This is a genomic window from Spiroplasma endosymbiont of Colias croceus (assembly GCF_964020095.1).
Classification (GTDB): domain Bacteria; phylum Bacillota_I; class Bacilli_A; order Mycoplasmatales; family VBWQ01; genus Spiroplasma_E.
The window spans coordinates 2,388,753-2,410,628 of sequence record NZ_OZ026536.1 but is presented as its reverse complement, the minus strand read 5'-3'; the positions used below and the strand labels follow the sequence as shown (position 1 = coordinate 2,410,628).

Genomic DNA, 21,876 nt, shown 5'->3' with positions numbered 1-21,876 from the left:
AAATAGAAAGTGAGATGTTTACAATGAAAGTTGTCCTTTTAACGGATGTTAAAAATTATGGTAAAAAAGGTGAAGTTGTTAGTGTTAGTGATGGTTATGGTAAAAATTATTTATTACCAAGAAAATTAGCTGTAATTGCTACATCAGAAGCATTAAAAATTAATCAAAAAGTAATTGAAAATAAAAAAATACAACGAGAAATGGAATTAGAAGATTTACAAAAAATTAAAGAACAATTAGCTTTAATTACTTTACAATTTAAATTAAAAAGTAATAATGGTAAAGTTTCTGGTGCTATTTCTTCAAAACAAATTTGTGAACAAATAGTGCAAAAATTTAACATTAAAATTGATAAACATAAATTTGTTAAATTTAATCCTATTAATGAATTAGGTATAACTAACATTAATATTAAATTAGATGTTACAATTATTGCACAATTAAAGGTTGAAGTTTTAGGAGAATAATTATGTCTAACAATAGTCAATATATAAATAATGCAGAAGTTAATGTTTTAAGTGCGATGATTCAATCATCACCAGCATGTGAAAGTGCATTAAATTTATTGGCACCACATGATTTTACAATTAATTCTAATCAAATTATTTTTAAAACAATTACCAATCTTTATAAAAATAATTCTGGTATTGATATAACAACTATTGCCGAAGAATTAGTTAAGCAAAATAATTTGGATAAAATTGGTGGAATTGAATATTTATCTTCTTTAGTGGCTCAATATATTACTGATGCTAATTTAAAAGAACACATTGATATTTTGATTGAAAGAACTACTAAACGACAATTAGAAAATGCTTTAAAAAATATAGGTAAAGAGTTACAAAGTGAAAAGTCAATTAATGAAGTTTTAATTGCTGCTGAAGCTCAAATTGTACAAGTAAGTAGTGAACGTAATCATGAAGAGATGTTGCCAATTAGTGAACACATTGATGATGTGGTAACTAAAATTGAACAACTACAAAAATCAACAGTTAATATTACTGGTACAAGTTCAGGTATTAACAATTTGGATATGATTACTAGTGGTTTTCAGCGAGGTGACTTAATTATTTTAGCAGCTAGACCTTCAATGGGGAAAACCGCCTTAGCACTTAATTTTGCTTTAAATGCTGCTAATGAACAAGATAATAAAAACGATGTTGTTGTTATTTTTTCATTAGAAATGCCAAAAGATCAATTAATTACAAGAATGATTTCTTGTCAAGGACATTTTGATGCTAATCGTTTACGTAATAAGTCTAAATTTACACAGGCTGATTGAAATCGTATTAGTGCTACTGCTGAGCAATTGAAACAAAAAAGAATTATTATTGATGATACACCTGGTTTAAGAGTTTTAGAGTTACAAACTAAATTAAGAAAATTAAGTCGTGAAAATAGCATTAAGTTAGTAATTATTGATTATTTACAGTTATTAACTGGTAGAGATAGTGAATCACGTCAACAAGAAGTTTCAAATATTTCTCGTAGTTTAAAAATTTTGGCAAGAGAATTAAGAGTACCAATTGTTTGTTTATCACAATTATCAAGAATGGTGGAGAGACGTGAAGAAAAACGTCCTTTAATGTCTGATTTACGTGAGTCAGGGGCTATTGAACAAGATGCTGATGTAATTATGTTTTTATATCGTGATGATTATTATAAGGAAAAAAATAGTGAAGAAACAACAAGTTCACAAGAAAGTAATCTTGCTGAAATTCTTATTTCTAAACATCGAAATGGCCCAACAGGAAAAGTAGTAACTGTTTTTATTCCAAAATGAGGTAAGTTTGAAAATTATACAGGATAAAAATAATAAAAAACCTAAAATTAAATTTTAGGTTTTTTTAAAAGAAGTTAATAAATTAAATTAATTAGTTTTTATTATCCTTCTGGATTTAAACTTTTAAATAGTTTTCCTTTATTATCACTAATTTTAGTTCCAGCGTAAACAGTGCCATTGACATTTAATAAACTATGTACTTCACCCCCACTGCTACTTCAACTAAAAATACCAATTGCTACTGTATAGACAACTTTAAATAATCTTCCTTTACCATCAGTAGTTTTTGTTCCAACAAAGATTGTATTATTGTCATTAACTAGACTTAAAACTTCGCCATTAGTTTCTTTTCAGTTGGTTACTAGTGTACTTGTACCATCTTCTTTAACTTTATATAAATCTCCTTGACCATCACTAGTTTTGGTTCCAATATAAATACTTTCGTTTGTTGAACTAGTTAAACTATAAATTTCACCATTATTTACATTTCATTTTGATAATATTGTTATTGTGTCATCTTTTGTAATTTTAATTAACTTTCCTGTATATGCATTATTAACGGGTGTTGTTTTAGTTCCAACATAGATTGTGCCATTGACATTTAGTAAACCACGAACTTCACCATTAGTATCTTTTCAATCAGATAGTGCTGTTATTGTATCATCATCAGTAATTTTAAATAAATTACCTTTGTCATCACCAGTTTTGGTTCCTACATAAATAGTATCATTAACGATTAATAGACTACATATTTCACCGTTGTTTTCATCTCATTTAGATAGTGCTGTTATTGTATTATCATTAGTAATTTTAAATAAATTAGTTTTGCCATCACCAGTTTTTGTTCCAACATAGATCGTATCATTAACAGTTAATAAACTTTGAACTTTACCATTACTTTCTTTTCAATTTGTTAAAGGTGTTGTTGTGTCATCTTTTGTAATCTTAAATAAATTACCTTTGTCATCACCAGTTTTGGTTCCTGCATAAATAGTATTTTTATTATTAACTAAGATTTGAATTTCACCATTATTTTCTTTTCAATTTGTTATTTCTTGAAAATTACTTGTTATATTACTTATACATGCAGTGACATTGCTTGTTGTTGCTGCTGTAAATCCTAAAACACCTACAATTGATAGTATACTTTTTAAATTTTTCATAAAATACCCCTTTTTCAAAGTTTAACCCCTTTTATAAAATAATTTTACATTATTTCAAAAATAAAATAGTATTTATAATACTTTTGAGTGTTATTTATGAAGTTAATGTAAGTATTTTAGAAAGATATTAAATTAGAAATCTATATTAAATTTTTTTGATTAATATATGAAGTATTTACAAAAGGTTCATTTAATAAATCATTAATTTCTTCGATATTTATGATTTTTTCTGTAGTTATTTCTTGAATTTTATTTCAACTTAAACTTAAAAAAATATTTATTTCAGTATCATTTAATTTTAAAATTTTGCTTATTATTTCCAAAGTATTATTTGTTATTTTAACAGTTTTTTTAATCTTTTTATAATAGACTTCTTGCAAAACTATGATATTAATCACATTTTTTAAGTTTAAAAATTTATTTTAATAACACTTTTAATATTTTTTAAAAATTATTGTTCAAAATATGTTTTATTTTTTGTCATTAAAATACAACAAAAATTATTATTTCAAATAAAAAAATAAAATATTAAATTATCAAATATATTTAAATTAATAATTGTAAATTATAAATTGAAGCTATTAAATTAAATCTTAATGCAAATTTTTTTCTTCTATTTCGATATTTTTCACTAATAATTTTAATTTTTTAAGAATCGCAAAAACATGTTCAATAACAACTCTCATTTTTGAAATAGCCTTATTATTTTTCTTTTCTTCTTTAGTTAAAGGGTTTTTCTTTGATTTTCGTTTAGGTAATAAGACATTTTTATGTATGTTTTGTATACCTTGATATCCTAAATCTACTAAAATAGTTGTTTCTGATAAAAATTTCGTTTTTGAATTTTTTAAAATTTTAAAATCATGATTTTTACCATAAGAAAAATAAGAACTTATAATTTTTTTACTATCTTTTTCAATTATGACTTGAGTTTTTATTGTATGTTTTTTCTTTTTTCCTGAATAATATTGTTTTTGACTTTTTTTGGGCGTTGAATAGTACTTTCAGTCACATCAATGATAACTGTTTTATCTTTAAAATTATTATTTAACAGTGATTTTTGCCCATCAAGTTGTTGAAAATCAGGATGTTTTATTAAAGTATTTTCTATTCACTTGATATTCCTATAGCAACTACTTTCACTAATTCCATAACTTTTAGCAATATGAAAATAAGTTCGATACTCTCTTCAATATTCTAAAGTCATTAATAAACGATTTTCTAATGATAATTTATTAGGTGTACCACCATTTTTAAACTTTTTTACTTCTTCTGTCTTTAAAATTTCTAGAATTTTATTAAAAATAATATCATTTATACCAGTTAATCTTAATAATTTTGGATTGTTAATAGTTTTTAATTTATCAAACATCATAGGACATATTCCGTAATTAAATTTAATTAATTGTCAATAAAATTGTTTTAAAACTATTTAGTGTTATTGAATATAGAAATAAATATTTTTTGAAAAAATAGTTTAAAAAATGAGTTTACATTTTAAACAAAAAATTGTTAATAATATTTTTATATTAACTCGATAAAAATTTAAATTTTAAAAAAATATTTTTAATATTTTTTTTATTTTAATGGTTTTATTTTATTAAAAATTTCACAAAGTAAGTTAAATCTTAAGTACATAAGTCTAAATTTAGATTTTCTACATTTATTTACTAAAATTTTGAATCTTTTCAATCATGCAAAGACATGTTCAACTTTAATTCTAATTTTAGATACAATCTTATTGTATTTTCTTTCTTGTTTAGTTAATTTTTTATTTTTAGTTCTTTTAATTGGTATTATTGTATTTTTATAAATATTTTGTATACCTTGATATCCTAAATCACCAATAATTATTGTTTTTTCTGAAAATTCAAGATTTGAATTTTTTAATATTTGAAAATCATGCACTTTACCATTATCAGCAAAAATATCAACAATTTTTTTATTAAAAAAATCATATACAATTTGAAATTTTATAGAATACATTCAACTTTTACCAGAAAAATATTCTAACTGTAGTTTTTTTTAGTTGGTCTTTCAATTTCAATCTCAGTTGAATCAATTAAATAAAATTGAAATTCATTTGAATTTTCTTGTTTTTTATCAATTTTTAATTTATATCTTTCTTTTAAAAATTGGTAATCTTTGTGGTTACTAAGTTTATTTTCTACTCAAGTAATATTTCGAAAACAACTTGATGGGCTCATTTTAGATTTAATACTCATTTGAAAAAAAGTATAATATTCTTTTCAGTATAATAAAGTCATCATTAATCTTTCTTCTACTGAAAGTTTATTTTTTCGACCTTTATTTTTTTCTAATTTTTCTATTTCAATTAATTTTTCTAACATTTCATTAAAATGAAAACGTTTTATACCAAAATATCTATAAAATTCTTCATTTTTTAATTTTTTTAAATTTTCAAAAATCATTTTTATCAACACTTTTCTAAATTTATTGTTAATAACAAAATTATAAAATAAATTTTAAAATTATTAATTGACTTTTAAAAAATTTAATTACGGAATATGTCTATAGATTACCTATCTTTTTTATTTTTAATTTTATTTTAAAAATTAAATTTTTAATAGATAGGTTTTGCAAGAAGTCTAATATATAATTTAAAAAAAATAAAATTCATGATATCTAGTTAATTGAATTAGAACACATTTTTACAATATAATCTATCAAAATAAAAACTCTATCTATCATTAATATTTATTTGCTTTTTTATATTGTTAATGATATTATTTTTAAGTACTTTTTATTAATAGTAATTTTATAAGTGAGGTGAAACCATGGCAAAAGCAAGCATCCATCCAGAGTATTTTCAAACTAAAGTAACATGTATAACATGTAGCAATAATTTTATAAGTGGTTCAACTAAGGGTAAAGAAATCCGTGTTGATACATGTTCAAGTTGTCATCCATTTTATACTGGAAAACAATCATTTGTTTCAGCAAAAGGAAGAGTTGAACGCTTTAATACAAAAGCAAGTAAACAAGTTGAAACAAAATCAAAAACTGTTGAAATAAACAAAGCAAAACCACAAAATACTAAAACTATTGTATTAGAAACAGCAAAAGATGTTCTAAAACTAACTGATACTAAACAAGTTAAAAAATAATTTTAATTAAACTAGAAACTAATAATAGTTTCTTTTTTTTATACTTTAAAAATAAAATTATTTACAGACATATTTACCATTAATTAAGTTAAAATATTGTATGTATACAACCCAATAAATATAGAATATAATTTTAATAGTATATGAAATAAAAAACTTTAAGGTAGGGAATGGTTTTATGGAAAAATCATCTGATTTTAATAAATTGGTAATAAGTAAAGGTATTAGATATAATACTGAGCAAACTAGTAACTTTAATTTTAGTATTATTAATTTATCCGTTGAAAAAGCCGTAAAAGATTGAAGTTTTGAAGGAAAATATCCTAGTTGCTTGGCAATTTTTAGTAATGATGAAGATAATATTGAAAAATTAATTAATGCTCTAGCAGGTTCTTCTGCTATTATGGAGGGTAAAATTTTAATTGATGATATTGATGTTACTTATAATAGTATTGGTTTTGAACGAAAAATGGCTTATGTTAGTATGCATTTACAGAGTTGAAATAAATTATTTAGTATTCAACGTAACTTAGCAAGAACAGCAATTACTAATAAACCCTTTTTACAAGAAATAAGCAATATTAATCAAAAAATTAAGACTGATATTGAAAACTTAAAAAATACAGGTTTAAATTTAGACAGTGGTTATTTTAAAGAAAAATTAATTAATATTATTAAAAATTTTATTAATGAAACACAAAGCACTCGTAATAATTTTATTAAAGAATATCAATATCAAATTAATCATTTTCATAAAAACTTTGCTCAAGAGAAATTTAATTTTGCTGGAAGTGAAAAATTAACAGATATTCTAATTAAAAAATTTACTGCCGAAGAAAAAAATATTATTGCAAATAATAACTTATTATTTTTACAATCTTTGCAAGATCGTATTTCTAGTTTAGAAAGTTTAGTGGGACCATGTTTTTGTGGATGTAATCCACCAAAAGAAAGAAAATGAGAGTTTCAACTACGAGAAATTAGTTTTGTTATTAAAGAAATAAATAATTATTTAAATAGAGAGATTAGTACTACTAGAAGTGAAATTAGAACTACGTTAAAAACTTGTAACAATCATAATCAAAATTTTAATAGCGAACTTAATCATTTAGTTTCATATCAACAAATTAAATGTACTCGTAGTCAAATTGATCAAATTTTAGACCAGTGAATTGACTTAGCAGAAGTACAAAGAATTAAATTTAATATGAAACAAGATTTTGTGGCAATGCAACTTTTACCAGATGAAATGCATTTACTTTTAAAAAATATTAAAGATGAAATTAAAATTTATCATGATAAAATTTTAAAAAATCCACAGTTACAAGATAAAGAAACATATCAACAACAATTACAAACTTTATATTCACAGTTAATTGATGTCCGTGATTTAATTAGTGAAAATATTGTTATGATATTTAAACATTTAGAACTAAGTCATTTATTGTCACTACGTTTAACACAATTAACAATAGTAGAACGACAAATAATAAAAATCATTCAACAATTAATTGTACCTACTAAAATTTTAATTTTACATAACACATTTGAACTTTTAAATGTTGATAATAAAGAACAATTAGCAAATTGAATTAAAAAATTACAAAAATTTTTGAAAATAATTATTATTTTTACAACTAATAATCAAGTTGATATTAATTTATTAGCGACTAATGTTACTGTTATTGAAAATGAAATAATTATTCAACAAGGGAATGTTAGTGAAATCACTGATAAACCATTATCTTTAAATTTATTGAAAGAAATAAATGAACAGCATATTAATATTGCAAAGGGAGAATGAAATGCTCATAATTTATATTTTTATAATGTAAATTTAGGTAAGTTTGATGTTAAAACTGCTTCTACTATTGCTTTTAAATCAAATGCCATTTTGTTTAGTGCAAAGAAACCACGATTTACTTTTTTAAAAAATTCAATTATTATTAATGGTGTTATTAAAAATATTACTAAAGTTGATGATAAAAAAGCATATTTATTGATTGAAACTACTAAATCAGAACAATTTGAAGTTTTAACAAATAATAATGATAATTTAGAAGTGGGAACTGTTGGTTGAATTAGTATTACTAAAAATTCAATTTTTGTTTTTGATGATGAAACAAAACAATTAATTGGTACATGATAGAAAGGATATATAATATGAATAAGTTTAAAAAAGAAGCACAAGCAATTTATGAATTAATAAAAATCAGTAATCCAATTATTATTCATCGTCATATTAATCCTGATGGAGATGCTTTGGGTTCACAATGAGGATTAAAAAAAATTATTGAAGATAATTTTCAAAATAAAAAAGTACTTGTTCCAGGCGAAACAAATGAACATTTGGCATCATTATTTCCACAACCAACTTTTGTTAAAAAAGAAGATTATGAAAATGCACTAGTAATAGTCACTGATACAGCTAATCGCGAACGAATTAGTGGTCAATTTTGAGAAGAAGGAAAAAAGATAATTAAAATTGATCATCATCCAATTGTTGATAAATATGGTGATATTGATTTAATTGAAGAAAAGGCTTCTGCTGCTTGCCAAGTAGTGGCGAAATGAGCACAAGTATTGAATTTAAAAATTTCAGCTTTAGCAGCTAGAAATTTATTTCTTGGTTTAGTTACTGATTCTGGTAGATTTTTGTATCGCTCTGTTAATGAAGAAACTTTTCAGGTTGCTAGTTTTTTAGTTAAACAAAATTTTAATTTATTAGACTTATATCAAAGTTTATATATTCAAAATTTAAAAATCACAAGATTGAAAGGATATATATTATCAAATTTTAAAATTACTGATAATGGTGTTGCTTATATAATATTTAACGATAAAATAATTACTGACTTACAAACAAAAATTATTAGTCAAAATAAAATATTAAATATTAAAGGCGAAGTTGTTTTAAGTAGAGAAGATTTAACTAGTCAAGTTAATGTAATGTCAAATATTGATGGTATTAAAATTTGATTAATTGCTGCTTATGATCAAATGAATAGTAAAATTAAAGTTAGTGTTCGTAGTGCAAGATGAATAATTAATGATGCTATTGCAAAGTTTGGTGGTGGTGGTCATCAGACAGCTGCTGGTGCATATTTACAAAATATTAATGAAGTTGAAAAATTGATTGATAGTTTAGATAAAATTGCTAGTAAATCACCAGAATTAACAAACAATTAAAATTAGAGATGGAGTTGGATATAAATGTATAGTCGTTATAATGAGGGATGAATTGAAGTAATTACTGGTTGTATGTTTGCTGGAAAAACCGAAGAGTTTATGCGACGTATAAATCGTTTACAGTATGCTAAACGCAAAGTGCTAGTTTTTAAACCCAAGGTTGATATTCGTTATGATGCTAAAAAAGTAGTAAGTCATAAAGGAGTATCTATCACAGCGATAGTAATTAATGATCCAATGCAAATATTAAAACATATAGATAAAGAAATAGAAGCAGTTGCAATTGATGAAGTACAATTTTTTAAACCATCAATTATTGAAGTTATTAAAACATTAGCAAATCAAAATAAGCAAGTTATTGTTGCTGGTTTAGATCAAGATTTTCGTGGTGAACCATTTCCTGTTACTAAAGAATTATTAGCTTTAGCAGAATTTGTAACTAAATTAGATGCTGTTTGTGTAAAATGTGGTAAAGCAGCAACAAGAACACAACGTATTATTAATGGCCGGGAAGCTAGATATGATGATGAAATTATTTTAATTGGTGCGCAAGAACAATATGAAGCTCGATGTCGTAGTCATCATCGTGTCTTAACAAATAATCAGAATAGATAAATCAGGTGTGATATTATGAATGAAAAAACATTAGAACAGTTAATGCAACTTACTAAAAAATATAGTGAAATTGAAAAGCAATTAGAAAATCCCGAATTAATTCCTCGTGCTAAATACACTGAATTAACAAAAGAACATAGTAGATTAGAACCAATTATTGAACAATATTGAAAATATGAAAAAATTAACAAAGAAATTATTGAAGCAAAAAAGGCATTAGCAACCGAACAGGATCAAGAACTTTGTGAAATGCTTAAAACAGATATTAAAGCAAATGAAATTGAATTAGAAAAAGCAGAAAATGAATTAAAACTAACACTAATTCCTAAAGATATAAATGATGATAAAAATGTTATTATTGAAATTAGAGGAGCTGTTGGTGGCGATGAAGCAAATATTTTTGCTGGTGATTTATATCGTATGTATAGTAAGTATTGTGAAATTCAACGATGAAAAATTGAAACTATTGAAGCAAAAGAAGCAATAAATGGTGGATTTAGTTATATTGCTTTTATGATTAAAGGTAAACATGTATTTGCTAAATTAAAGTTTGAAGCTGGTGGACATCGTGTTCAGAGAGTTCCAAAAACCGAATCACAAGGACGAGTTCATACTTCAATTGCAACGGTTGCTGTATTGCCAGAAGTTAATGAAGTTGAAATTAAAATAAATAATTCTGATTTAAGAATTGATACTTATCGTTCTAGTGGTGCTGGTGGTCAACATGTTAATACTACCGATTCAGCAATTAGAATTACTCATATTCCAACAGGTGTTGTTGTAACTTCACAGGACGGACGAAGTCAACATGATAATAAAGATAAAGCAATGCGGGTATTAAGAGCTAAACTTTATGAAAAAAAAGTTGAAGAAGAACAGGGAAGAATTGGTAATTTAAGAAAAACAGCTGTTGGTAGCGGTGATCGTTCAGAAAAAATTAGAACATACAATTATCCACAAAATAGAGTAACCGATCATCGAATTGGATTATCTTTATTAAAGTTAGATCGTATTATGGAAGGTAATATTGATGAAATTATTATTGCTTTAATTAGTAGTGAACAAAAAGAAAAATTAGAAAATATTGATGAAAATATTACAGTATTAAAATAAAAAAAGGAAGAAATTATTATGGATTTTAAGATTTTAGACTCTAGAACAAAAATTTTGTTTTTAATATCAGTTATTTTTTTATATGCGACATTAGGAACATTTATTACATTAACTTTTAGTAGTGGTATTATTCACATTTTATTTTTAGTTTTAACATTATGATTTTTGCTAGTGCATCTAGTTTAATTTTTCATTATTTATTATGAAAAAATTTAGAATTTTTACGAAATATTAATGGTAATAATATTAATAATTTTGGTTTTATTATTAGTATTTGTAGTTACATTATTCTTTTTCCAATTATTTGTTTATTAACAATTAGTTTTTTATTTATTTTTAGTATTATTGTTTTAATTCTCGTTGTTAATAGTTTAATAAAAAAAACTTCAAGAAATAATAATTCATCTGTTAATTTTCAATAAAATATTTATTTTTGGAGTATAAATTAATGACTTATAGAGATTATCTTTTATTAGCAAAAAAAATTAATAAAAAAAATGAACAAATTAATAAGATAATTTTATTAAAGTTTATTAATAAAGATTTATCTTGATTATATGCAAATCTTAGTCAAACAATAGCAATAGATTTTTTAGAATCATATTTACAACTAGTTAAAAAATTTGTTGCTGGCTATCCTTTACAATATATTATTGGTTATCAATGATTTCTTGATCATAAGTTTGTTGTTGATAATAGAGTATTAATTCCTCGTAATGAAACTGAAGAACTAGTTAAAAATGTTTTTGTCTATGCGCAAAACATTTTTAATAATGATAATTTAAAAGTATTAGATTTAGGGACAGGCAGTGGTGCTATTGCTATTAGTTTAGCGTTAAAGAAACCTAATTGAAATATAGTAGCAAGTGATATTAGCAAAGATGCATTAACTATTGCTAAGATTAATAACGATAATTTTAACCTAAAAAATATTAATTTTGTTGAAAGCGATATATTTACAAATCTTAAAAATCATAAATTTAATATTATTGTTTCAAATCCACCATATATTGATGAAACAGCAAATACTTTTTCAAAACATAATTTACAATATGAACCAAAATTAGCTTTATTTGCTGATCATAAAGGATTATATTTTTACGAAGTAATTTTTCAAAAATGTCATGCAGTTTTAGAAAAATCTTTTTTATTAGCATTTGAATTTGGTTTTGATCAAAAAGAAGCACTAACTATTCTTATTAAAAAGTATTTACCACAATATAATTACAAATTTATTAAAGATATTAATAATAAATGAAGAATGCTATTTATTTGGTAAGCATTATAACATATAAAAATAATTTAAGAACAATAATTTTGTCACTCAAAAGGTGACTATTTTATTTTTTGAAAAGGAAAATCTCATTTAATCTTTCAATTAGGATAACGGGGGCAGTTTTAATGTGGCGTATCATTGAAATATTAAAATATTTTCAGTATTCTTGTTCGGTTAATATAGCATTTCTAATGGAAAAATTTAATGTTACATTTCGAACTTTACAAAGAAATATTACTTTTATTAATACAATAGACTTCTTGCAAAACTATGATATTAATCACATTTTTTAAGTTTAAAAATTTATTTTAATAACACTTTTAATATTTTTTAAAAATTATTGTTCAAAATATGTTTTATTTTTTGTCATTAAAATACAACAAAAATTATTATTTCAAATAAAAAAATAAAATATTAAATTATCAAATATATTTAAATTAATAATTGTAAATTATAAATTGAAGCTATTAAATTAAATCTTAATGCAAATTTTTTTCTTCTATTTCGATATTTTTCACTAAAGACATATTCCGTAATTAAATTTTTTAAAAGTCAATTAATAATTTTAAAATTTATTTTATAATTTTGTTATTAACAATAAATTTAGAAAAGTGTTGATAAAAATGATTTTTGAAAATTTAAAAAAATTAAAAAATGAAGAATTTTATAGATATTTTGGTATAAAACGTTTTCATTTTAATGAAATGTTAGAAAAATTAATTGAAATAGAAAAATTAGAAAAAAATAAAGGTCGAAAAAATAAACTTTCAGTAGAAGAAAGATTAATGATGACTTTATTATACTTTTTTTCAAATGAGTATTAAATCTAAAATGAGCCCATCAAGTTGTTTTCGAAATATTACTTGAGTAGAAAATAAACTTAGTAACCACAAAGATTACCAATTTTTAAAAGAAAGATATAAATTAAAAATTGATAAAAAACAAGAAAATTCAAATGAATTTCAATTTTATTTAATTGATTCAACTGAGATTGAAATTGAAAGACCAACTAAAAAAAACTACAGTTAGAATATTTTTCTGGTAAAAGTTGAATGTATTCTATAAAATTTCAAATTGTATATGATTTTTTTAATAAAAAAATTGTTGATATTTTTGCTGATAATGGTAAAGTGCATGATTTTCAAATATTAAAAAATTCAAATCTTGAATTTTCAGAAAAAACAATAATTATTGGTGATTTAGGATATCAAGGTATACAAAATATTTATAAAAATACAATAATACCAATTAAAAGAACTAAAAATAAAAAATTAACTAAACAAGAAAGAAAATACAATAAGATTGTATCTAAAATTAGAATTAAAGTTGAACATGTCTTTGCTTGATTGAAAAGATTCAAAATTTTAGTAAATAAATGTAGAAAATCTAAATTTAGACTTATGTACTTAAGATTTAACTTACTTTGTGAAATTTTTAATAAAATAAAACCATTAAAATAAAAAAAATATTAAAAATATTTTTTTAAAATTTAAATTTTTATCGAGTTAATATAAAAATATTATTAACAATTTTTTGTTTAAAATGTAAACTCATTTTTTAAACTATTTTTTCAAAAAATATTTATTTCTATATTCAATAACACTAAATAGTTTTAAAACAATTTTATTGACAATTAATTAAATTTAATTACGGAATATGTCCTAATAATTTTAAATTTTTTAAGAATCGCAAAAACATGTTCAATAACAACTCTCATTTTTGAAATAGCCTTATTATTTTTCTTTTCTTCTTTAGTTAAAGGGTTTTTCTTTGATTTTCGTTTAGGTAATAAGACATTTTTATGTATGTTTTGTATACCTTGATATCCTAAATCTACTAAAATAGTTGTTTCTGATAAAAATTTCGTTTTTGAATTTTTTAAAATTTTAAAATCATGATTTTTACCATAAGAAAAATAAGAACTTATAATTTTTTTACTATCTTTTTCAATTATGACTTGAGTTTTTATTGTATGTTTTTTCTTTTTTCCTGAATAATATTGTTTTTGACTTTTTTTGGGCGTTGAATAGTACTTTCAGTCACATCAATGATAACTGTTTTATCTTTAAAATTATTATTTAACAGTGATTTTTGCCCATCAAGTTGTTGAAAATCAGGATGTTTTATTAAAGTATTTTCTATTCACTTGATATTCCTATAGCAACTACTTTCACTAATTCCATAACTTTTAGCAATATGAAAATAAGTTCGATACTCTCTTCAATATTCTAAAGTCATTAATAAACGATTTTCTAATGATAATTTATTAGGTGTAGCACCATTTTTAAACTTTTTTACTTCTTCTGTCTTTAAAATTTCTAGAATTTTATTAAAAATAATATCATTTATACCAGTTAATCTTAATAATTCTGGATTGTTAATAGTTTTTAATTTATCAAACATCATAGATTACCTATTTTTTTTATTTTTAATTTTATTTTAAAAATTAAATTTTTAATAGATAGGTTTTGCAAGAAGTCTAATGTTAATAAAAATTAGTAATTGTAATATTTCCAGAAAGCAAGATTACTTTGTAATTAATGGTGACAATGAAATAATAGCAATAAATACTTTGCTTACACAGTTTATCCACATATCCAATGAATATCTTTTTGTTAGAATGAGTAATTTGTCCTTAATATGTGTATGACAAAAAAATATTTAAGTAGTGAGTGACTTATCAATATAAGTAACACAAATAAGTATAATTTAAAAAAAGACATTATTTACTTGAATAACTTTTTCTTTGAACAAAATTTAAGATTAAAATTAAAATTTGAACATAATAAAGGGTTTCAATTAGATGGTTATGAATGACATTTAAGATTTATAACCACTATTATTATTATAAAACTTATTAGTAAAGATAAAAAAATTCTCTTAACTAACGATAAAGTCCTAACCTATATATACAAAAAAATAGAAATTATAATGATCAATATCGGTTATAAAAAATATTATGATGATCAACTAATATGATTTTTAACAATTCATGTACGAAAAATTAAACTTAATTTTTTTCTTGAAAAAGATGAACAAATTGAATTTAATTTAAACTTAAGTATAAAAAAAGAAGTCGAACATTTTAGATTAATAATTGCTAAAGAGTTTGCTATCGAGTTTGATAAGTTTGAAACCAATTATTTTAATTTCATTTGTTTACTTAATATTAAAGTTGACAGTCAATTATTTCCAAATATAACTTCAGAAATTAGTAACATTACTCAAAAAATATTTTCTTTTATTACTTATGAATATCAGGTGTCTTTATATTCAAATACTTTTAAAAGTAATTTGAATAGTTTTCTTAGTGATAATTGATTTAAATTACAATTTAATTATTATAGTGATATTAGTTTTGCCTTGGATGATACTTTTAAAATAGAAAGTGACTACCAATGAGGGCAACAACTCCTTTTTATTATAAATTCGCAATTAAAAAATAATTATTTTCCCAATCTTAATCTTTTATAACATAAATTTTTAATGATTACTTTTCATAAAAGTTTTATAGCAAATGAGAACTGAAACATTCCCTTATATATTCTTAATTGATGACTCCTATGCTAATAAAATTCAAATAACTTCATTTATAAAAGTAAATTTCCCTAATATTTTAATTATTTCCCTAAAAAATAACTTAAGTAATAATTTTAAGCTTCATTTACTAAATCAAAAACCTTGTATATTAATTGAAAAGGTAAATATCTATAGTAATTATAATTTAGATAAATATAAGAATATTTCTGTCATTAATATTAATGAAAATTCATGAAATTATGAATTAGAAAAAAATATTAATGAAAAAATAAAATAGACTTCTTGCAAAACCTATCTATTAAAAATTTAATTTTTAAAATAAAATTAAAAATAAAAAAGATAGGTAATCTATGATGTTTGATAAATTAAAAACTATTAACAATCCAGAATTATTAAGATTAACTGGTATAAATGATATTATTTTTAATAAAATTCTAGAAATTTTAAAGACAGAAGAAGTAAAAAAAGTTTAAAAATGGTGGTACACCTAATAAATTATCATTAGAAAATCGTTTATTAATGACTTTAGAATATTGAAGAGAGTATCGAACTTATTTTCATATTGCTAAAAGTTATGGAATTAGTGAAAGTAGTTGCTATAGGAATATCAAGTGAATAGAAAATACTTTAATAAAACATCCTGATTTTCAACAACTTGATGGGCAAAAATCACTGTTAAATAATAATTTTAAAGATAAAACAGTTATCATTGATGTGACTGAAAGTACTATTCAACGCCCAAAAAAAGTCAAAAACAATATTATTCAGGAAAAAAGAAAAAACATACAATAAAAACTCAAGTCATAATTGAAAAAGATAGTAAAAAAATTATAAGTTCTTATTTTTCTTATGGTAAAAATCATGATTTTAAAATTTTAAAAAATTCAAAAACGAAATTTTTATCAGAAACAACTATTTTAGTAGATTTAGGATATCAAGGTATACAAAACATACATAAAAATGTCTTATTACCTAAACGAAAATCAAAGAAAAACCCTTTAACTAAAGAAGAAAAGAAAAATAATAAGGCTATTTCAAAAATGAGAGTTGTTATTGAACATGTTTTTGCGATTCTTAAAAAATTTAAAATTATTAGTGAAAAATATCGAAATATAAGAAAAAAATTTGCATTAAGATTTAATTTAATAGCTTCAATTTATAATTTACAATTATTAATTTAAATATATTTGATAATTTAATATTTTATTTTTTTATTTGAAATAATAATTTTTGTTGTATTTTAATGACAAAAAATAAAACATATTTTGAACAATAATTTTTAAAAAATATTAAAAGTGTTATTAAAATAAATTTTTAAACTTAAAAAATGTGATTAATATCATAGTTTTGCAAGAAGTCTAATATATTTTTGAGCCATTTTTCTTCTTATTTTTTCAACTTTAATCATATGTTCTTCACAAAAATATCTTACTTGTACATTATCTTTATCTAATTTTGTTGGTAAATTAGTACAATTTGTTATATGTTTACCAAGTTCATTAACTTCACTAAAACAACATGGTATATTTTCTTTATTCATAATTTAACCTTTCTTTTCTAACTCTTTTATTTTGTTTTTGCTTACATAAGTTATTAGAACCTGTTTGGAATCTTTTGAAAAATTATTAATACAGTTTTTGAGTTTTAATTTATGTTAAAAATAACATGATTAAATGTATTTTATTTTTTTTATTTTTATTATTAAAAAAAATATAAGTGCTTTTTAAATAATTTGCCTGTATTTTGTTAAAATTTTTTGAACATGAAAAAAGATCCTAAACAGGTTCTTACATTTATGGGAATAGACTCTACCATAACCACATTTATTATTCTTTTTAATTTTTATTATCATTATTTTTAAAACAATTTTTACAATTTGGTCAATTATAATGTTGTTTACAATCAATACACATTTTCATTAGTTATTTCTCCTTCTTAGGACATATTCCGTAATTAAATTTAATTAATTGTCAATAAAATTGTTTTAAAACTATTTAGTGTTATTGAATATAGAAATAAATATTTTTTGAAAAAATAGTTTAAAAAATGAGTTTACATTTTAAACAAAAAATTGTTAATAATATTTTTATATTAACTCGATAAAAATTTAAATTTTAAAAAAATATTTTTAATATTTTTTTTATTTTAATGGTTTTATTTTATTAAAAATTTCACAAAGTAAGTTAAATCTTAAGTACATAAGTCTAAATTTAGATTTTCTACATTTATTTACTAAAATTTTGAATCTTTTCAATCAAGCAAAGACATGTTCAACTTTAATTCTAATTTTAGATACAATCTTATTGTATTTTCTTTCTTGTTTAGTTAATTTTTTATTTTTAGTTCTTTTAATTGGTATTATTGTATTTTTATAAATATTTTGGACATATTCCGTAATTAAATTTAATTAATTGTCAATAAAATTGTTTTAAAACTATTTAGTGTTATTGAATATAGAAATAAATATTTTTTGAAAAAATAGTTTAAAAAATGAGTTTACATTTTAAACAAAAAATTGTTAATAATATTTTTATATTAACTCGATAAAAATTTAAATTTTAAAAAAATATTTTTAATATTTTTTTTATTTTAATGGTTTTATTTTATTAAAAATTTCACAAAGTAAGTTAAATCTTAAGTACATAAGTCTAAATTTAGATTTTCTACATTTATTTACTAAAATTTTGAATCTTTTCAATCAAGCAAAGACATGTTCAACTTTAATTCTAATTTTAGATACAATCTTATTGTATTTTCTTTCTTGTTTAGTTAATTTTTTATTTTTAGTTCTTTTAATTGGTATTATTGTATTTTTATAAATATTTTGTATACCTTGATATCCTAAATCACCAATAATTATTGTTTTTTCTGAAAATTCAAGATTTGAATTTTTTAATATTTGAAAATCATGCACTTTACCATTATCAGCAAAAATATCAACAATTTTTTTATTAAAAAAATCATATACAATTTGAAATTTTATAGAATACATTCAACTTTTACCAGAAAAATATTCTAACTGTAGTTTTTTTTAGTTGGTCTTTCAATTTCAATCTCAGTTGAATCAATTAAATAAAATTGAAATTCATTTGAATTTTCTTGTTTTTTATCAATTTTTAATTTATATCTTTCTTTTAAAAATTGGTAATCTTTGTGGTTACTAAGTTTATTTTCTACTCAAGTAATATTTCGAAAACAACTTGATGGGCTCATTTTAGATTTAATACTCATTTGAAAAAAAGTATAATATTCTTTTCAGTATAATAAAGTCATCATTAATCTTTCTTCTACTGAAAGTTTATTTTTTCGACCTTTATTTTTTTCTAATTTTTCTATTTCAATTAATTTTTCTAACATTTCATTAAAATGAAAACGTTTTATACCAAAATATCTATAAAATTCTTCATTTTTTAATTTTTTTAAATTTTCAAAAATCATTTTTATCAACACTTTTCTAAATTTATTGTTAATAACAAAATTATAAAATAAATTTTAAAATTATTAATTGACTTTTAAAAAATTTAATTACGGAATATGTCTTTTGTATACCTTGATATCCTAAATCACCAATAATTATTGTTTTTTCTGAAAATTCAAGATTTGAATTTTTTAATATTTGAAAATCATGCACTTTACCATTATCAGCAAAAATATCAACAATTTTTTTATTAAAAAAATCATATACAATTTGAAATTTTATAGAATACATTCAACTTTTACCAGAAAAATATTCTAACTGTAGTTTTTTTTAGTTGGTCTTTCAATTTCAATCTCAGTTGAATCAATTAAATAAAATTGAAATTCATTTGAATTTTCTTGTTTTTTATCAATTTTTAATTTATATCTTTCTTTTAAAAATTGGTAATCTTTGTGGTTACTAAGTTTATTTTCTACTCAAGTAATATTTCGAAAACAACTTGATGGGCTCATTTTAGATTTAATACTCATTTGAAAAAAAGTATAATATTCTTTTCAGTATAATAAAGTCATCATTAATCTTTCTTCTACTGAAAGTTTATTTTTTCGACCTTTATTTTTTTCTAATTTTTCTATTTCAATTAATTTTTCTAACATTTCATTAAAATGAAAACGTTTTATACCAAAATATCTATAAAATTCTTCATTTTTTAATTTTTTTAAATTTTCAAAAATCATTTTTATCAACACTTTTCTAAATTTATTGTTAATAACAAAATTATAAAATAAATTTTAAAATTATTAATTGACTTTTAAAAAATTTAATTACGGAATATGTCTTTATTTTTTTGGATGTTGAAATTGAACAGCTTTACAATTATTACATCTAAATATTAATTCAATACTTACATCTTCATGTTCACAATTAGTCATTAGTTAATTTCTCCATTTTCTATTTTTTTAATTAATAAACCGAAAATTCCTCTAAAATTTATATTTTTAATATGTTCAAGTAATTTTTCTTTATTAATTTCAACTTTTTTCATTATCTAATACCCTTTCTATGTTCTCTTACATGTTCAATATTTTCTTCATCTCCAATTATTATTTCTCCACAAAAAACACATTTATACTTTGTTCAATATTCCATTATTTATTCTCCTTAATTTCAATAACATAATCAATTTTTATATTTTTATAATTATTTAAATGAGTTTTACATAATCCTAATTTTGTATTTTTTGTAATTGAACAAACATATATTTCTTGATTACTATTATTATTTTTACAAGGATAACTATCACAATATCATATTCAATGAGGCTTTTATGTAATCTGTGTATCTTTGTTTTACAAAGTACTAGTTTAGATTAATTCTATCTTCAAATTTTATCATAAAATGAGCAATTGCTGTATTTCAATTTTGAATGGGCATTGTTCATTTTTTTGTTATATTTTCAATTGCTAAATAAAATATTTTAAAAACTGCCATATCATTAGGAAAAACTTTTTTATTTCTGATAACTTTTCGTAATTGACTATTTACAGATTCAATAGCATTTGTTGTATAAATAACTCTTTTGATTTCTGTAGGATAACTAATAAAAACCATTAAATTATCTCAATTTTTATATCAAGATTTAGCAATTTGAGGATATTGTTTATTTCACTTATTTTCAAAGGATTCTAAAGCCTGCATTGCTTGTTCTTCACTACATGCAGTATAAATTGGTTTTAAATCTGCAACTAGAGATTTTCTATGCTTATATGAGACATATTTCAAACTATTTCTAATTTGATGAACTATGCATAATTGATGTTCTGTTTTAAGATAAACTGATTGTATTGCTTCTGACATGCCTGTTAAATTATCACTACAAGCAATCAGAATATCATTTAAGCCACGATTTTTCATTTCTGTTAAATTTGCTAATCAAAATTTAGCACCTTCATTTTCACTAATTCATAAACCTAAAACATCTTTTTTACCTTCTAAATCAACTCCTAAAGCTATATAAACTGATTTATTAATAATCCTTTTATCTTGTCGTACTTTCACTACTATGCAATCAAAATAAACAATCGGATAGACACTTTCTAATGGTCGATTTTGCCATGCTTTTACATCATCAATAACATCATCAGTAATTTGACTAATAACACTTTCACTAATATCAGCACCATGATATAACTCTTGTAATTGCATTCTAATATCTGATAATGTCATACCTTTTGCATATAAAGAAAGAACTTGTTGATCAAAACCATCAAATCTTCTTTGTCTTTTTGCAACTATTATAGGATTAAAATTACTATTGCGATCTCGTGGTACATCAATCTCAATTTTACCTTGTTGAGTTATTATTTTTTTTGAACTTATACCATTACGAGCATTGTCACTATTACTATGTTGATTCTTTTCATATCCCAAATAATTTTGCATCTCAGAATTCAACATTTTTTCTACTAATCTTTTTGTTAATTCTTTATACAATCCTCCCTCTTTAAAAACTGTTGTTAAATCTTCAGTATTTTCTAATAATAAATCTACTGCTTTTGATATTGGATCATTATTATTAATATTTTGCTTTTTAGCCATCTGTAACTCACTCTTTCTAGTCATTTAATTATATTTACTAGAATTAATTAAAC

General features: G+C 21.8%; 26 protein-coding genes and 3 pseudogenes. 14 read left to right on the top strand and 15 right to left on the bottom strand.

Going from position 1 to position 21,876, the window contains the following annotated elements; all coding sequences use genetic code 4:
- Positions 1 to 23: 23 nt before the first annotated feature.
- Together rplI and dnaB are read left to right on the top strand one after the other, a co-directional pair.
- The gene (gene rplI / locus AACL24_RS15205) at positions 24 to 467 is read left to right on the top strand and encodes a 50S ribosomal protein L9 (protein ID WP_339047788.1); all 444 of its coding nucleotides are present in this window, start codon (positions 24 to 26) and stop codon (positions 465 to 467) included.
- A gap of 2 nt (positions 468 to 469) precedes the next feature.
- Positions 470 to 1,810, top strand: coding sequence for a replicative DNA helicase (gene dnaB / locus AACL24_RS15200; RefSeq protein ID WP_339047786.1), 1,341 nt, complete (start codon positions 470 to 472; stop codon positions 1,808 to 1,810).
- Positions 1,811 to 1,884: 74 nt separating this feature from the next.
- Here dnaB and AACL24_RS15195 read toward each other — a convergent pair whose 3' ends face one another.
- From AACL24_RS15195 to AACL24_RS15175, 5 genes and pseudogenes are all read right to left on the bottom strand, one after another.
- Positions 1,885 to 2,946, bottom strand: a complete 1,062-nt coding sequence (locus tag AACL24_RS15195) for a hypothetical protein (protein ID WP_339047784.1) — start codon at positions 2,944 to 2,946, stop codon at positions 1,885 to 1,887.
- A 140-nt stretch (positions 2,947 to 3,086) separates the two neighbouring features.
- On the bottom strand, positions 3,087 to 3,326 hold the full coding sequence (locus AACL24_RS15190) for a hypothetical protein (protein WP_339047782.1): 240 nt from the start codon (positions 3,324 to 3,326) through the stop codon (positions 3,087 to 3,089).
- A gap of 166 nt (positions 3,327 to 3,492) precedes the next feature.
- Positions 3,493 to 4,321 (bottom strand): annotated as a pseudogene (locus AACL24_RS15185) (IS5 family transposase).
- A 203-nt stretch (positions 4,322 to 4,524) separates the two neighbouring features.
- A complete protein-coding gene (locus AACL24_RS15180) occupies positions 4,525 to 4,932 on the bottom strand; it encodes a transposase family protein (RefSeq protein ID WP_339045908.1) in 408 nt (135 codons plus the stop codon).
- A 23-nt stretch (positions 4,933 to 4,955) separates the two neighbouring features.
- The gene (locus AACL24_RS15175; protein ID WP_339045912.1) at positions 4,956 to 5,378 is read right to left on the bottom strand and encodes a transposase family protein; all 423 of its coding nucleotides are present in this window, start codon (positions 5,376 to 5,378) and stop codon (positions 4,956 to 4,958) included.
- A gap of 366 nt (positions 5,379 to 5,744) precedes the next feature.
- Here AACL24_RS15175 and rpmE point away from each other — a divergent pair, with 366 nt between their 5' ends.
- The 7 genes from rpmE to AACL24_RS15140 all read left to right on the top strand — a co-directional run bounded on the left by rpmE (position 5,745) and on the right by AACL24_RS15140 (position 12,560).
- A complete protein-coding gene (gene rpmE, locus AACL24_RS15665; RefSeq protein WP_368862541.1) occupies positions 5,745 to 6,074 on the top strand; it encodes a 50S ribosomal protein L31 in 330 nt (109 codons plus the stop codon).
- Positions 6,075 to 6,252: 178 nt separating this feature from the next.
- On the top strand, positions 6,253 to 8,223 hold the full coding sequence (locus tag AACL24_RS15165) for a hypothetical protein (protein ID WP_339047780.1): 1,971 nt from the start codon (positions 6,253 to 6,255) through the stop codon (positions 8,221 to 8,223).
- A gap of 14 nt (positions 8,224 to 8,237) precedes the next feature.
- Positions 8,238 to 9,263 carry a bifunctional oligoribonuclease/PAP phosphatase NrnA gene (locus AACL24_RS15160; RefSeq protein ID WP_339047778.1) on the top strand — a complete coding sequence of 342 codons (1,026 nt, stop codon included), beginning with the start codon at positions 8,238 to 8,240 and terminating at the stop codon, positions 9,261 to 9,263.
- Between the two features lie 24 nt (positions 9,264 to 9,287).
- Positions 9,288 to 9,878, top strand: coding sequence for a thymidine kinase (locus AACL24_RS15155; protein ID WP_339047776.1), 591 nt, complete (start codon positions 9,288 to 9,290; stop codon positions 9,876 to 9,878).
- Positions 9,879 to 9,893: 15 nt separating this feature from the next.
- Positions 9,894 to 10,991: a peptide chain release factor 1 gene (gene prfA / locus AACL24_RS15150; RefSeq protein WP_339047774.1), complete on the top strand. Its 1,098-nt coding sequence runs from the start codon at positions 9,894 to 9,896 to the stop codon at positions 10,989 to 10,991.
- Positions 10,992 to 11,439: 448 nt separating this feature from the next.
- Positions 11,440 to 12,270, top strand: a complete 831-nt coding sequence (gene prmC, locus AACL24_RS15145) for a peptide chain release factor N(5)-glutamine methyltransferase (protein ID WP_339047772.1) — start codon at positions 11,440 to 11,442, stop codon at positions 12,268 to 12,270.
- A 122-nt stretch (positions 12,271 to 12,392) separates the two neighbouring features.
- Positions 12,393 to 12,560 (top strand): hypothetical protein, encoded by a 168-nt coding sequence (locus AACL24_RS15140; protein ID WP_339047770.1) that lies wholly within the window; start codon positions 12,393 to 12,395, stop codon positions 12,558 to 12,560.
- A gap of 139 nt (positions 12,561 to 12,699) precedes the next feature.
- Here the strand turns inward: AACL24_RS15140 and AACL24_RS15135 are convergent.
- Positions 12,700 to 12,786: pseudogene (locus AACL24_RS15135) on the bottom strand (IS5/IS1182 family transposase); the annotation flags it as partial.
- Positions 12,787 to 12,890: 104 nt separating this feature from the next.
- Between AACL24_RS15135 and AACL24_RS15130 the strand changes: the two are divergent.
- From AACL24_RS15130 to AACL24_RS15120, 3 genes are read left to right on the top strand one after another with little or no spacing between them, the layout of a single operon-like run.
- A complete protein-coding gene (locus tag AACL24_RS15130; protein WP_339047768.1) occupies positions 12,891 to 13,091 on the top strand; it encodes a hypothetical protein in 201 nt (66 codons plus the stop codon).
- On the top strand, positions 13,081 to 13,296 hold the full coding sequence (locus AACL24_RS15125) for a hypothetical protein (protein WP_339047170.1): 216 nt from the start codon (positions 13,081 to 13,083) through the stop codon (positions 13,294 to 13,296). The genes AACL24_RS15130 and AACL24_RS15125 overlap by 11 nt, the downstream gene beginning before the upstream one ends.
- Before the next feature lie 23 nt (positions 13,297 to 13,319).
- Positions 13,320 to 13,727, top strand: coding sequence for a transposase family protein (locus tag AACL24_RS15120; RefSeq protein WP_339045908.1), 408 nt, complete (start codon positions 13,320 to 13,322; stop codon positions 13,725 to 13,727).
- A 173-nt stretch (positions 13,728 to 13,900) separates the two neighbouring features.
- Here the strand turns inward: AACL24_RS15120 and AACL24_RS15660 are convergent, their stop codons facing one another.
- Entirely contained in the window at positions 13,901 to 14,236 is a 336-nt protein-coding gene (locus AACL24_RS15660) for a transposase family protein (RefSeq protein WP_422398106.1), read from the bottom strand.
- Positions 14,233 to 14,673: a transposase family protein gene (locus AACL24_RS15115; RefSeq protein ID WP_339047766.1), complete on the bottom strand. Its 441-nt coding sequence runs from the start codon at positions 14,671 to 14,673 to the stop codon at positions 14,233 to 14,235. Before AACL24_RS15115 ends, AACL24_RS15660 begins: the two co-directional genes overlap by 4 nt.
- A gap of 234 nt (positions 14,674 to 14,907) precedes the next feature.
- Between AACL24_RS15115 and AACL24_RS15110 the strand changes: the two genes are divergently transcribed.
- Entirely contained in the window at positions 14,908 to 15,741 is an 834-nt protein-coding gene (locus AACL24_RS15110) for a hypothetical protein (RefSeq protein ID WP_339047764.1), read from the top strand.
- 416 nt (positions 15,742 to 16,157) lie between these two features.
- Positions 16,158 to 16,988: pseudogene (locus AACL24_RS15105) on the top strand (IS5 family transposase).
- Positions 16,989 to 17,140: 152 nt separating this feature from the next.
- Here AACL24_RS15105 and AACL24_RS15100 read toward each other — a convergent pair.
- From AACL24_RS15100 to AACL24_RS15070, 7 genes are all read right to left on the bottom strand, one after another.
- The gene (locus AACL24_RS15100) at positions 17,141 to 17,347 is read right to left on the bottom strand and encodes a hypothetical protein (RefSeq protein ID WP_339046902.1); all 207 of its coding nucleotides are present in this window, start codon (positions 17,345 to 17,347) and stop codon (positions 17,141 to 17,143) included.
- A 600-nt stretch (positions 17,348 to 17,947) separates the two neighbouring features.
- Positions 17,948 to 18,166: a transposase family protein gene (locus AACL24_RS15095; RefSeq protein ID WP_339049467.1), complete on the bottom strand. Its 219-nt coding sequence runs from the start codon at positions 18,164 to 18,166 to the stop codon at positions 17,948 to 17,950.
- 225 nt (positions 18,167 to 18,391) lie between these two features.
- On the bottom strand, positions 18,392 to 18,799 hold the full coding sequence (locus tag AACL24_RS15090; RefSeq protein ID WP_339045908.1) for a transposase family protein: 408 nt from the start codon (positions 18,797 to 18,799) through the stop codon (positions 18,392 to 18,394).
- 23 nt (positions 18,800 to 18,822) lie between these two features.
- Positions 18,823 to 19,245 carry a transposase family protein gene (locus tag AACL24_RS15085; protein WP_339045912.1) on the bottom strand — a complete coding sequence of 141 codons (423 nt, stop codon included), beginning with the start codon at positions 19,243 to 19,245 and terminating at the stop codon, positions 18,823 to 18,825.
- Between the two features lie 40 nt (positions 19,246 to 19,285).
- Complete coding sequence (locus AACL24_RS15080; protein ID WP_339047762.1) at positions 19,286 to 19,516, bottom strand: transposase; 231 nt, start codon at positions 19,514 to 19,516, stop codon at positions 19,286 to 19,288.
- Between the two features lie 23 nt (positions 19,517 to 19,539).
- Complete coding sequence (locus tag AACL24_RS15075) at positions 19,540 to 19,962, bottom strand: transposase family protein (RefSeq protein ID WP_339045912.1); 423 nt, start codon at positions 19,960 to 19,962, stop codon at positions 19,540 to 19,542.
- Positions 19,963 to 20,584: 622 nt separating this feature from the next.
- Positions 20,585 to 21,823, bottom strand: coding sequence for an IS256 family transposase (locus AACL24_RS15070; protein WP_339046650.1), 1,239 nt, complete (start codon positions 21,821 to 21,823; stop codon positions 20,585 to 20,587).
- Between the last annotated feature and the right edge of the window lie 53 nt (positions 21,824 to 21,876).